Annotated in this window: 12 protein-coding genes; 6 read left to right on the forward strand and 6 right to left on the reverse strand. The window is 70.3% G+C overall.

The annotated features are described in order from the left end of the window. Nucleotides 1-49: 49 nt before the first annotated feature. On the reverse strand, nt 50-1,492 hold the full coding sequence (locus D456_RS0113000; RefSeq protein ID WP_017576616.1) for an FAD-binding oxidoreductase: 1,443 nt from the start codon (nt 1,490-1,492) through the stop codon (nt 50-52). Nucleotides 1,493-1,692: 200 nt separating this feature from the next. Between D456_RS0113000 and D456_RS0113005 the strand changes: the two genes are divergently transcribed. Then, a complete protein-coding gene (locus D456_RS0113005; protein WP_017576617.1) occupies nt 1,693-2,475 on the forward strand; it encodes a glutamate racemase in 783 nt (260 codons plus the stop codon). Between the two features lie 144 nt (nt 2,476-2,619). On the opposite strand, the gene D456_RS0113010 is transcribed toward D456_RS0113005, so the two are convergent. Next, a complete protein-coding gene (locus D456_RS0113010) occupies nt 2,620-4,212 on the reverse strand; it encodes a hypothetical protein (protein WP_017576618.1) in 1,593 nt (530 codons plus the stop codon). Between the two features lie 215 nt (nt 4,213-4,427). Between D456_RS0113010 and D456_RS0113015 the strand changes: the two genes are divergently transcribed. Continuing rightward, entirely contained in the window at nt 4,428-4,769 is a 342-nt protein-coding gene (locus D456_RS0113015) for a hypothetical protein (RefSeq protein ID WP_017576619.1), read from the forward strand. Between the two features lie 163 nt (nt 4,770-4,932). Beyond that, on the forward strand, nt 4,933-5,457 hold the full coding sequence (locus D456_RS0113020; protein ID WP_026115821.1) for a DUF6315 family protein: 525 nt from the start codon (nt 4,933-4,935) through the stop codon (nt 5,455-5,457). 132 nt (nt 5,458-5,589) lie between these two features. Here D456_RS0113020 and D456_RS0113025 read toward each other — a convergent pair whose 3' ends face one another. The 4 genes from D456_RS0113025 to glsA form a co-directional block, all read right to left on the reverse strand. After that, entirely contained in the window at nt 5,590-7,689 is a 2,100-nt protein-coding gene (locus tag D456_RS0113025) for an ATP-dependent DNA helicase (RefSeq protein WP_017576621.1), read from the reverse strand. Between the two features lie 204 nt (nt 7,690-7,893). Further along, on the reverse strand, nt 7,894-8,367 hold the full coding sequence (locus D456_RS0113030) for an SRPBCC family protein (protein WP_017576622.1): 474 nt from the start codon (nt 8,365-8,367) through the stop codon (nt 7,894-7,896). Then, nucleotides 8,360-8,710, reverse strand: coding sequence for an ArsR/SmtB family transcription factor (locus tag D456_RS0113035; RefSeq protein ID WP_017576623.1), 351 nt, complete (start codon nt 8,708-8,710; stop codon nt 8,360-8,362). Before D456_RS0113035 ends, D456_RS0113030 begins: the two co-directional genes overlap by 8 nt. Before the next feature lie 143 nt (nt 8,711-8,853). Then, nucleotides 8,854-10,104, reverse strand: coding sequence for a glutaminase A (gene glsA, locus D456_RS0113040; protein WP_017576624.1), 1,251 nt, complete (start codon nt 10,102-10,104; stop codon nt 8,854-8,856). Nucleotides 10,105-10,323: 219 nt separating this feature from the next. Between glsA and D456_RS0113045 the strand changes: the two genes are divergently transcribed. From D456_RS0113045 to D456_RS0113055, 3 genes are all read left to right on the forward strand, one after another. Next, complete coding sequence (locus tag D456_RS0113045; RefSeq protein WP_026115822.1) at nt 10,324-10,545, forward strand: hypervirulence associated TUDOR domain-containing protein; 222 nt, start codon at nt 10,324-10,326, stop codon at nt 10,543-10,545. Beyond that, on the forward strand, nt 10,542-11,102 hold the full coding sequence (locus tag D456_RS0113050) for a DUF488 domain-containing protein (protein WP_017576626.1): 561 nt from the start codon (nt 10,542-10,544) through the stop codon (nt 11,100-11,102). Before D456_RS0113045 ends, D456_RS0113050 begins: the two co-directional genes overlap by 4 nt. A gap of 103 nt (nt 11,103-11,205) precedes the next feature. Beyond that, nucleotides 11,206-11,721, forward strand: coding sequence for a YdcF family protein (locus tag D456_RS0113055; RefSeq protein WP_230480035.1), 516 nt, complete (start codon nt 11,206-11,208; stop codon nt 11,719-11,721). The last annotated feature ends 112 nt before the right edge of the window (nt 11,722-11,833 follow it).

The raw sequence follows: 11,833 nt of genomic DNA on the forward strand, positions 1-11,833 counted from the left end.
AGGATGCGGCCCATGGGCAAGGGTCGCTTCCCGGTGCTCCTGTCCCGTCTCAGCGGTTGCCCACGCACTTGGCGTACAGGTCGAGCAACCTGCCGTGCGGGTCGTAGGTGTTCTTGAGTTCCCCGTAGGCCGCGCCGTTGTAGAGCTCCCAGAACTCGTCCTGCCCGTAGAAGGAGTCCGAGTACAGGGACTTGTGGCCGCCGAGGCGGTCCACCTCCTCCTCCACCCGCCGGTTGTGGTGGGCCCGCCGCTGGCCCGGCAGCATGTCGACCAGCCCCCAGAAACCGAAGTTGACGTAGAGGCGGTCCTCCTGCAGCGGGTACAGCGGCCAGACCGGCCCCTGATGCGTGCCGCGGCGCGGTTCACGCAGGCGCAGCGGGCACATCCACACAGGCGACATCCCGATCTCGTCGTGGAAGAAGTCGAGGAACTCCGCGCCCCTCTCCACCTCCACCTCGACGTCCTGGATCAGGGGTTCCTGCTGGGGTCTGCCCCGGTAGAGGTTGAGCAGCCGGGAGAAGTCGGTGCTGCGGTCCCAGGCGACCAGGCGGCGGTAGACGTCGGAGCGTTTGAGGGCCCGGGGCCACAGGGCGCGCACCACCGGGTTCTGCGCACCGAAGGCCCGTGAGCACCAGAACCAGTCGGTGTCCCACCGCCACAGGTAGTCGTGGGTGGTGAGGTAGTCGCCCGGGCCACGACCGGCCAGACGGGGGATGGAGCGGTAGTAGATGTCCTGTCCGGTGTAGTCACTGGTCCAGGGCGCGGAGTCGGTGAAGCGGGCCACCGTCAGGTACAGCTCGTCGGGGCCGAAGGAGACCCCGTCCACGAAGTCGACGCGGGCTCCCTCGTACTCGGCGTCGGCGCAGATGCGGTCGAGCGCCTCCATGGCCTCGCGGTTGTCGGAGAAACGCAGGTGGCGCAGGTGCACGTAGGGGCCGACGGGTTCGAGCTCGATGCGCAGGCGGAGGGCATAGCCGAGAGTGCCGTAGGAGTTGGGAAAACCACGGAAGAGATCGGCGTGTGCGTTGTCCCGGGTGGCGGTGACGATCTCCCCGCTGCCGGTGAGGATCTCCATCTCCTGGACGGCCTCGTGCGGCAGCCCCGAGCGGAAAGAGGAGGCTTCGATACCCATGCCGGTGACGGCCCCGCCCAGAGTGATGGTGCGCAGCTGCGGCACGACGTTGGGCATGAGCCCGTGCGGCAGGGTGGCCGCAACCAGATCCTCGTAGGTGGTCATCCCGCCCACGTCGGCCAGGCGCTCCACCGGGTCGATGGAGATCACACCGTCGAAAGCGGACACGTCCAGTGCGGGGGCGGAGGAGGGCTCGCGGAAGCGGAAGAGGTTCGAGGTGGGCTTGGCAAGGCGGACGGGGGCGCCTTGGGGCAGGGCCTGGAAGTCCCTGCGCAGTTTCTGCACGGCTGCCACGTGTCGGGCCAGACCGTGACGGCCGGGCTCGGAGTCCTCGGCCGTTCCTTGCTGTTGAGAGGTCATCCTTCTCCCGTTTCCGGTGTCGGTGACTCACAGCCCGGCACGGCCGACCTGACGGGGCCGCCGGGGCGGGCCGCTTCCCCCCGTTCTACCTGTCGGCAAAGCGCGGTGGCCACCCCATTTCTTCACGTGTCGTTCAGTCCCCGTGCGCCTCGGGTGTTGGCGCCGCTCCGTGGTGACCGGCTCACATATCATCGGTACTCGTGCGCATCGCTCTCGTTGACTCCGGTATCGGCATGCTCTCGACCGCGGCCGCGGTGCACGCCGCGCGGCCCGACGCCGACCTGTTCCTGTCCATGGACCCGGACCACATGCCCTGGGGTGCCCGTACCCCCGACGAGGTCATCGGGCGTGCCCTGGCCGGAGCCCGCGCGGCCTGGGAGGCGGCGGGCGGGGTGGACGCGGTCGTCGTGCCCTGCAACACCGCGTCCGTGCACGGGCTCTCGCGCCTGCGCGAGGAGTTCGAGCCGGCCGTACCGGTCATCGGCACGGTGCCGGCGATCAAACCGGCCGCGCGCTCGGGCGGGCCCATCGCCGTGTGGTCGACCGCGGCCACCACCCGCAGCGGTTACCAACGGCGCCTCGTCGACACCTTCGCCGAGGGGCTGGAGGTGACCGCTGTGGCCTGCGTCGGCCTGGCCGAAGCGGTGGAGTCGGCCGATCCTCTCGAGGTCGCCGATGCCGTCTCCTACGCCGCGGGCCTCACACCCCCGGACGTGCGCGCGGTGGTGCTGGGTTGTACCCACTACGACCTGGTCGGCGAGCAGATCGTCGCGGGCCTGGGCGAAGGCGTCGCGCTCCACACGGCCGCCCACGCTGTGGCCGCTCAGACCCTGCGGCGGGTCGGCGACCTGCCCCACCAGGGACGCCCGGGCCGGGTGCGGGTCCTGGCCAGCGGACGCCCCGCGGAGCTGCCCACGGCCGCTCTGACGTATCCGGCCGGACGTGCCCTCATGGCGTTGGAGAGCACTGCCCGGCCTCTCTGACACCGCTCCCCCGCAGGCGGCCCCGTCCACCGGTGGCGGGCGTGTACCCGACGGGCACTCTGCAGCAGCCGGTACGGGGCTCACACCGGGCCGACAGCTCCGAGCGCTCTCGGGTGCGGGTGTGTGCCTCCCCGGCCATGGCGTTCAGAGCGCCCGCTGAGGTTGCGCCTCGGCACGGTGACCGGTTCCGGCCGTCTGCCCCGCTGCCGAGGCCGAAGTCGGGGCTGTGACGGCTGGTGCCGCGGGGGCGAGGGGGTCGTCGGCCGGTACGTCGTTCAGGGCGCCGGCCGCCAGAGTACGTACCAGGGTCCTGACCCCCGCGGTGTCGTTGTCGTGCAGGAGCGTCTCCAGCAGTGAGAGCGCCGCCTTCTGGTCGCCTGGGGTCTCACGCACGTGCCGCCACTGGGGTTCGGTGGCCACGTCGGAGAGCATGAGCGTGCGCCCGACCTGTCCCAGCGCTGTCAGGAGCGGGGTGTCGTGCGGCATGCTCGCCAGGGCGACGTTGACTTGTTCGGCCTGGTGCTCGGGGTCGACACGGTCATGGGGCAACGAACGCAGATGGGTGAGGATCCGGTCGGCCGGGGCCTCGGGCTCCACGGGCCGCATCGCCGTGATCATCGAACGCACCTCGCCCAGGTCACCACGGATCTCTGCGGTCCTGCCCAGGTGGGTGATGAGTTCCTCCGCCCGCCGCGCAGAGCAGGCGGCCACCCAACGGGCTCCCCTGGCTACGGCCAGCCGGGCCGCGGCCAGGGCCAGTTCCGCTCCCCGTCCTGGCGCACCGACCCGCTCGAAGTAACGCGACCAGGTGGTCACCCGCACGCCCAGGCGCCAGTCGTTGCGCACCGCGCCCAGGCTCACCAGGTTCTCCGCGGTCTCCACCCAGGCAGGGCGCAGGCTCGGGACCGCCTCTGCATCCTCGACCGTGGGCAGGGCCTCGATCGCCTCGTTGGGCGAGCACACACCCAACCGGGCCAGCCAGGACAGCAGCCGCGCCCGCTCGAACCGCACCCGGCGGCGCAAGGCGGGTTCGCGGGGCCCGACGCGCCGTGCAGAAAGCTCGGTGCCCAGACGGTCGAGTGTGGCCAGGGCCTCACGGTGCCGGTCCTGATGGCGCAGGGCACGGGCGAGCGTGAAGACCCCGCCGGTGTCCAGGACCGCTGTTCCGGTAGCGGTGTGTTCGAAACGGCGCAGCTCGGTCTCGGCGCGGTCGGGTGCGCCCTCGTCGATGAGCAGGTCGACACGGGCGAGGACGAACCCCGGCCAGGCGGGGGTACGTTCCCACCCTGCCAGCCGTCGGCCGGAGAGGAGTTCACGGCGCAACCCGGTGGTGCCTCGGGCGTCGACGTTGGCGTGGCAGCGCACCGCGTTGGCCAGCGCCGAGACCGGTAGCGGGCCCCGCGTTTCGGGCCCGGGTTCGTCGGCGGCGGCCGCTTCGGCCTGTTTCAGGGCACGTTCGCCTTCGGCGAGCGCCCCGACCCGCACGGCCATGGGCCAGTGGGCCAAGAAGAACAGCATGGGCGGGCCGAAGAGCCCGGGGACCTCCGGTTCCCCGGTCCCGGCCTCGGTCACCAGGCGGCGTGCCACCCGCAGTGCCGAGCGTGCCGTGGCCTCCACCCGTACCGAGTCACCCGACTCGCTCAGTACAGGCAGGTCGCTCACGGCCTCGGCCAGCTCCTGCTGGCCGGCATCGCGCAGCCTGCGTGCGGTCTCCCCCGTCCATGTCCACATCGGCATGTCATCTCCCCCTGTATGTGCCGCGTGAGCACTGAAGGTAGCAGCGCAATCACGGATACGTCATGAGAATGCGCAAACCCGTACCCTGTAACGCTTCGGGCCACTGCTGAAGAACGAGGGCGCCCGATACACTCGGGGCCCCGGGGCCGGATCTGCAGGACCGGCGGCCCCGGGCCGCTCCGGAATCGACAGAGTGTGAGGGGACGCGACCTCAGATGGGATGGCGAGACCGTTTCGGGCTCCGCAAGGCCAACCGCAAGAGCAGGGCCCGGTTCGACCGGGACTCGGAGGACGCCGACATGAAGGCCCTGATGGAGTTCGCCGAGTCCCGCGTGGGGGTGGAGTTCTTCGTCGAGCCGGAGACCTTCGCGACCCAGACCACAGCGGTCGCGGTGGCCACCGACGGCGAGTGGACCCGGCGCCGGTGCGGGTCCCCGGAGTCGATCCGCAAGCTCGCCAAGAAGCTCGCCCTGCCCGCCTACGACGTGCAGATCGTCGGTTATCCGCAGCGGATGCGCGACTGGAACGCCCGGAACAAGGGTGACCGCTCCCTCTGATCCGGGTGTTTCCTCCCACTCCGGGACACGGGCCGCCCCACAGAAGGCCTGCTTCGTCCGCCGTTTGGGGCATTGATGACGACTCCTTGCCGCGACTTCCCGTCCCGACGGGTTCCCTAACCGCCTCGGTTCGTCGCATACTCACCTCGGAGGGGGGACTCTGATGAAGCAGGATCTCACTGCCTTGTGCTGCGAGTGCGGCACGATTCGCGGGGTGAGCGACTACCAGAGTGTCGGCGAGGCGCAGTCGGCCTACGGGTTGGCCCGATGCGTCGTCCGGCGCAAGTGCCGCACCTGCGGGTACCGCACCTATCACGCCTATCTCCGCGTCGACGAGGAACGCGACGAGCTCGAGGACGCCCTCAGACTGGACGGTGCGCTCGCCGCCGAGGCCTTGGACGAAGAGGTGGACCAGCTGCGCCTGTGCGGGGTGGAGATCGGGCACGCCCCCGTCCCGGCGATCTGGAACGGCCAGTCCGTGGGCATGGTGACCCAACGCCTGACCGACCACACGTACTCGATCGTTCTCGACCCCGAGGCCTCGGTGGTCTCCCGGCTCAAGCTGATCGAAATGATGTGGAACGAGCTGCTCGTGGGCGAGAACGAGGACCGCTGGTTCATCCAGGAGCCGGAGGACGACTCCCCCGGTTACGCCGTCCGCCTCTTCGGTTACCGCAGCCGCGGCTGAACATCCTCCCTCGGAGCTTCGGAGCGTCCGAGCACCCCGGGACGTGCGGGGGCCGCCGACCCCCGCACGTCCGTCCGTGTCCGGGAGCCGCCGACCGGGCGGGTTCCTGCCGCGGGCGGGCCAGGTCCGGGTTCAGCCGATTGCGGCGGCCGCGGGTTCGGCGGGAGCAGCGGCCAACCGGCGTAGCGCCGAACGGGCCACCTCGGGGTCGCTGGTGCCCCAGTACGGCGGGAGCGAGGCCCTCAGGAATCCGCCGTAACGGGCCTTGGCCAGACGAGGGTCGAGCACGGCGATCACACCCCGGTCCTCGGTGGTGCGCAGCAGGCGTCCGGTGCCCTGGGCCAGCAACAGCGCGGCGTGGGTGGCGGCCACCGAGAGGAAACCGTTGCCGCCGTGAGCGCTGACCGAGCGTTGGCGGGCCGAGGAGAGCGGGTCGTCGGGGCGTGGGAAGGGGATGCGGTCCACGATCACCAGGGACAAGGAGGGCCCGGGCACGTCGACCCCCTGCCACAGCGACAGGGTGCCGAACAGACAGGAACGTTCCTCCTCGGCGAAGCGGCTCACGAGCCGTCCGGTGGAGTCCTCGCCCTGGCACAGGATCGGATGGTCCAGGCGTTCGCGCAGTTCCTCGGTGGCCTGCTGGGCAGCGCGCATCGAGGAGAACAGACACAGCGCCCGCCCGTCGGCGGCTTCGACGAGCTCGGCGATTTCGTCGAGGTAGGCGGGGTCGAGCCCGTCGCGGCCTGGCTGGGGCAGGTGGGTGGCGACGTAGAGGATGCCGCGGCGTGCGTGCTCGAACGGGGAACCCACGTCCAGGGCACGCCAGCGGGGTTCGCCCTCGGCGCGGTGGGGGCCGTCCTCGTCCCCGTCCTCTCCTACGGCCCCCGTGGCGGGGGTGGAGGCGGGTCCGAGGCCGCGGGCCGCGCGGTCGGCGTCCTCCTCGGTGACCTCGCGGCCCAGACCCCACTGCCCGGCCAGGGCACGGAAGTCCCCACCCAGGGTGAGGGTGGCCGAGGTCAGCACGACCGTCCGATCGCCGAAGAGTTTGTCGCGCAGCAGGCCGCCGATGCTGAGCGGGGCGACGTTGAGCGAGGGCGGCCGGGAGGGAGCCTTGGTGAGCCAGACGACCTCGGTGCGGTCACGCAGGGCCTTGTCGTAGGTCTGAAGGACCGAGACGGCTGCGTCGTGGACCTCGTTGAGGGCGGCCAGGGCCATACGTCGGTCGACGGCGGTGTCGGGGTCCAGGTCACCGGGTGAGGGGCCGATGGCGGTCACGCACGCGGAGGCGGCGTCCCGGGTGGCGGCCACCGCGCCGGCGAGCCCGTCGTCGATCTGGTCCATGCGTCCGTCAGGGGCCTCGGTGAACATCATCGCCAGTCCGTCGGCGCACTCGGTGAGGCGTTCGCTGATCCCGGCCTCGACCAGGCGGGAGGCGCGTTTGGCGGCGGTGTTGACGGCGCGTTCGGTGAGGGTCCCGGTGGCCACGGAGGTTGCGCGGTCGACCAGCTCGTGGGCTTCGTCGATGACGATCGTGTCGTGCTCGGGCAGGAGATGGAAGTCCTGCTGCATGTCGATGGAGAGCATCGCGTGGTTGGTCACGACGACGTCGACGCCGCCGGCCGCCTCGCGGGCGAACTCGGCGAAGCACTCCTGGCCGAAGGGGCAGGCCCGGGCCCCGACGCACTCGTTGCCCCCTACCGACACCTGGCGCCAGGCGAGGTCGCTCACCCCGGGGTCGAGTTCGTCGCGGTCACCGGTGACGGTCTCCTCGGCCCATTCGTGCAGGCGCGAGACCTGGCGGCCCAGGGAGGACAGCTGCCGGGGGTCGAAGAGTTCGGTGTCCTCGGCCTCCTCGTCGGCGTTCTGGAGCCGGTTGCGGCACAGGTAGTTGCGGCGTCCCTTGAGGACCGCGAACGTGGGCTCGCGCGGCAGCATCGGGGCCAGGGCCCGGGCCAGGCGCGGGAGGTCTCGGTCGATGAGCTGGTTCTGCAGCGCGATGGTCGCGGTGGAGACGACGACCGTGGTCCTGGCGGCCATGGCGTGCCGGACGGCGGGCACGAGGTAGGCCAGTGACTTGCCGGTGCCGGTGCCGGCCTGGACCACGAGGTGTTCGCGTCGGTCGACCGCTTCGGAGGCGGCGAGGGCCATGGCCGCCTGGCCCTCTCGGTGGGTGCCGCCCAGGGCGTCGACGGCCGCTTCGAGCATGGAGGGAACGTCCGGGAGATCTGCCACGGGACGACATTACCGTTCCGTAGTGACAGGAACGGGCGTTGTCCACAGGCCCCGGCAGGTGAGGCGGGGTGGCTCCTCGCACATGGGCGAGGCCGGCCCCGGCTTCCGGAACCGGCCGTGCGGGCGTACGGGACGTCCCGTGTTCCGCGGGTGGGCGGCCTCATCCGTGGTGTGGACCGCCTTGGGTCCGCGGATGCTGTGCGGTCAGGCCCGCTCCGCGACCAGCTTCTCGAGTGCGTCCAGCGACTGCTTCAGGCCGCTCTCCATACCGGAGGCGACCATGCCGTCGCGGTCCTCCACGCTCTGGAACACCGACACGGAGGTGTAGAGGGTACGTCCGTCCCTCTCCTCCAAGGTGTAGGTGTCCATGGACACGTGCCCGGGCATCCCCTCGAACTCGAAGGTCTGCACCATGCGTTCCGGGGCGGCGACTTCGTGGAAGACACCGCGGAACCCGTACTCGGCACCGTCGGGGGCGCTCTCGACGAACCGCCAGCGCCCGCCCGCACGGACGTCGGCGATGTCGATACGGGTGTCGGTGTCGTCCAGGCCCCACCAGCGGGCGATGGAGTCCGGGTCGGTCATGGCCGCGAAGACCGCCTCGCGGGGCGCGTCGAACGTGCGGGTGATGACGATGTCCTGTCGTCCGGGTTCTACTACGACCTTCAGGTCACTCATGGTTCTGTTCTCCCTCGGTGCCGTGCTGGATCCTGAGCAGTTCCTCGTCCAGGCGGGTGAAGCGGTCCTCCCACTGCTCCCGGTAACGGCCGAGCCAGTCGGAGACCTCCTCCAGCGGTGCGGTCTCGAGCGTGCACGGGCGCCATTGCGCGGCACGCCCGCGGATGACGAGCCCGGCGCGTTCCAGGACCTTGAGGTGTTTGGAGACCGCCTGGAGGCTCATGGCGAACGGCTCCGCCAGTTCGTTGACGGTGGCCTCACCCTCCGCCAGCCGGGCGAGGAGCGCTCGGCGGGTCGGGTCCGCGAGTGCGGCGAAGGTGAGACTGAGCGGGTCGGTCGCCATCAGCTCATTCAACCTTTCCGTTGTTCAACCTCTAAGTTGATTAGACACCTGTGGACGGCCGGGGTCAAGGGGTCGGGAACAAGCCCGGGTGACTTTTCCCGGGGCTGCGGGGCCGGCCCGTCTCTTCCGGTGCGGGGACCGCTTCAGTCCTCGCTGTCCTCGTTGATGACGGCCGGCTCACTCATGGAGGCCTCCACCCCGGCACCGTCGAGGTCGTCCAGTTCTGCGGTCAACAGGGATCGGGCGGCCTGGCTGATCCCGGAGACCCGCTCGAGTTCGACCGTCACAGACGTGACCCGGGCGTCGTCCACGGCCTCGGCCAAACGGGAGACGACCTGTTCGGCGGCGAGGAAATCGATGTCACCGCGCAGGTGCACGTCGAGGGTGCCTCCGGCGCGCGTCATGCTGTGCACGGGCGAGGGCGGCTCGGACGGGATCCGGAGCATGTGCAGGTCGTAGTTCTCCGAAAGTTGTTCCAGGGCCGCCACCCCGCGCACGCTGTTGCCCGCGTGGTCCAGCGGCGGGCTGAACACACCCACCCCGAACGAGCCCGGGGCCGCCGCCAGGATGCCGCCGCTCACCCCGCTCTTGGCCGGGATCCCGACCCTCAGCGCCCACTCCCCCGCACGGTCGTACATGCCGCAGCTCGTCATCACCGAGAGGGTGTGCCGGGCAGTGCGGCGCGAGATCACCCGCTCCCCCGTCAACGGGTTGACGCCGCCCGAGGCCAGGGTCGCCGCCATGACCGCGAGATCGACCACCGTGACGTTCAACGCGCATTGCCTGAAGTAGTCCAGGACGGCCTCCTCGACCGATCCCTCCAGTACGCCACCGGCCATGCTCAGGTACCCCAGTGCCCGGTTGCGGTGCCCCGTCCCGGCCTCGGACCGGTAGGAGTCCTCGTCCATGGACAGGTGCCGGCCGGCGAAGGAGGAGAGTACGGCACGGATGCGCTCGAAGCGGCTGCGCGACTCCTCGCCGCGGATCAGGGAGGTCGTCACGATCGCGCCCGCGTTGATCATCGGGTTCTCCGGGCGGCCCTGCTCGTCGAGGCTGATCGCGTTGAACGGTTCCCCGCTCGGCTCCGCCCCCACATGGGCGTGTACGTCGTCGAGCCCGCGTTCCTCGAGTGCCATCGCGTAGACGAAGGGCTTGGAGACGGACTGCACGGTGAAGGCCGCCTCGTCGTCCCCCGCCGAGTAACAACGGCCGTGCGCACTGACCGCGGCAAGGCCGAAGGCGTTCGGATCGGCCCCTGCGAGTTCGGGGATGAAGTCGGAGACCTGCCCCTCGCGCCTGGGGGCGAGCTCCTCGCAGATCCGTTCCAGCACCGCAACGACGGGACCGGTCTCCTCAGTCGTGCGGGGCTCCTGACCGTCCGTGCCCTCATCCATGTCGCCAGTGTAGGTACGCCCAGGCGGTTTTCCGCAGAAGGCGGAAAACCGGGGAACGGGGGCGTCGCCGGCAGGGTTCCACAGGCCCTGCCGGGTTGAACCGGATACGGAAACACCCCCGACGCGCAGGTGAACCGGATCGGGAGGGGAACGGACCCTCCACTCTGGAAGACTGGACGGGGGCGGGTGCTCGAGGACACGAACGCTGAGGAGATCCGGATGTCTCATGAATTCGAGGTCGGCGACCACGTGATGTGGAACTCGGAAGCGGGCCACGTCTCCGGCAGAGTCACGAAGGTGCACACCGAGGACTTCGAGTACAAGGGCCACACCCGGCGGGCCTCCCCGGAGGAACCGCAGTACGAGATCAAGAGCGACAGGACCGACCACATCGCGGCTCACAAGGGGTCCACGCTGCGTTTGGTCGACGACGACCGGTGAGCCGCCGGTTCTTCACGGTCGGCCATTCGAACCACACGTCGGCCGGGTTCACGGAGCTGCTCCACGCGTACGGCATCGAACTGGTCGTGGACGTGCGGCGGCTCCCGGGGTCGAACCGGTACCCGCAGTTCAACGAGGACACGCTCTCGTCGGCCCTCGCCGAGGCGGGGATCGGTTTCCGGCGCGCGCAAGGTTTGACCGGACGCCGCCCCGCTTCCGAGGAAGTACCGCCCGACGTGAACGGCTGGTGGCGGAACCGGAGTTTCCACAACTACGCCGACCATGCTCTCTCCGAAGATTTCCGCAGCGCTCTGGACCAGGTGCGCGACCGGGGCCGTGAGTACTGCACCACCGTGATGTGTTCGGAGGCGGTGTGGTGGAAATGCCACCGGCGGATCATCGCCGACCACCTCCTCGGCCGTGGTGAGGAGGTCGTCCACATCCTCGGCCTCCGTCGGAGCGAGACCGCAGGCCTGACTGCCGGCGCAATGGTCGGTGAGGCCGGGGACGTCACCTATCCCGCTGCGCAGAAGGCCTGCGGGACCGACTCGGGGTGAGAGGAACATGGGACCGGTCCGGAACGGGCGACGGGAACGGGCTCTTCGCTTCATCGCGGCCCTCGTCCTGGTTCTCGCTCGGTGCGAGTGGAAGTGCCGACGTATGTCCCGCCAATATCTGCCTGTGCAGCCCCCGTTGCAGCACGGGTGTGCTGAAGCGATCGTCGTGCTCGGTTTTCCCAGCACCCGCGACGACCGGCTCAGCACGGTGCAGCGCTATCGCACCCGTGTCGCGGTGCGTTCGCGGGACCGGAAGGCCGGCCGGAGTGTCCTGGTGTTCACGGGGCGCAGCCGGGGGCGCGGGCGGAACAGGCGGTCCGAGTCCGCGGTCATGGCCGAGTACGCGATCGACGCCCTCGGGGTCGACCCGGCAGATGTGGTGCTGGAGGAAGAGGCCGAGAACACCTGGGAGAACATTCGGAGAACGGTGCCGCTGATCGAAGGGTTTGCCGTGGTCAAGATCGCCTCGAACATCATCCATGCGCGCAGGGGCCGCCGTTACCTGCACGAACAGGCGCCGCACCTGGCCGCGCGCCTGCGCCCGGCAGCGGACCACAGGATCGGGGAGCTGTGGTATCTCAAACCCTTCCTGGGGGTCTCGGTCCTGCTGCGCCGGTGACGAGGTGCGGCCCCCGCGTCACGGCGTGGAGGCTTGGTCCGGGGCCGGGACAAAGACCCCGCGTGCGCGAGCCCCGGCGAGCGCACACCGGGGGGTGCGGGGGGTCGCCCCC

Origin of the sequence: Nocardiopsis kunsanensis DSM 44524 (assembly GCF_000340965.1) — a bacterium.
GTDB classification, from domain to species: domain Bacteria; phylum Actinomycetota; class Actinomycetes; order Streptosporangiales; family Streptosporangiaceae; genus Nocardiopsis; species Nocardiopsis kunsanensis.

What these genes read in the sequence shown, in the direction of transcription:
- D456_RS0113000 (WP_017576616.1), bottom strand. Translation starts at nt 1,492, where the DNA reads ATGACCTCTCAACAGCAAGGAACGGCCGAGGACTCCGAGCCCGGCCGT.
- D456_RS0113010 (WP_017576618.1), bottom strand. Translation starts at nt 4,212, where the DNA reads ATGCCGATGTGGACATGGACGGGGGAGACCGCACGCAGGCTGCGCGAT.
- D456_RS0113030 (WP_017576622.1), bottom strand. Translation starts at nt 8,367, where the DNA reads ATGAGTGACCTGAAGGTCGTAGTAGAACCCGGACGACAGGACATCGTC.
- D456_RS0113055 (WP_230480035.1), top strand. Translation starts at nt 11,206, where the DNA reads ATGTCCCGCCAATATCTGCCTGTGCAGCCCCCGTTGCAGCACGGGTGT.
- D456_RS0113015 (WP_017576619.1), top strand. Translation starts at nt 4,428, where the DNA reads ATGGGATGGCGAGACCGTTTCGGGCTCCGCAAGGCCAACCGCAAGAGC.
- D456_RS0113035 (WP_017576623.1), bottom strand. Translation starts at nt 8,710, where the DNA reads ATGGCGACCGACCCGCTCAGTCTCACCTTCGCCGCACTCGCGGACCCG.
- D456_RS0113045 (WP_026115822.1), top strand. Translation starts at nt 10,324, where the DNA reads ATGTCTCATGAATTCGAGGTCGGCGACCACGTGATGTGGAACTCGGAA.
- D456_RS0113020 (WP_026115821.1), top strand. Translation starts at nt 4,933, where the DNA reads ATGAAGCAGGATCTCACTGCCTTGTGCTGCGAGTGCGGCACGATTCGC.
- glsA (WP_017576624.1), bottom strand. Translation starts at nt 10,104, where the DNA reads ATGGATGAGGGCACGGACGGTCAGGAGCCCCGCACGACTGAGGAGACC.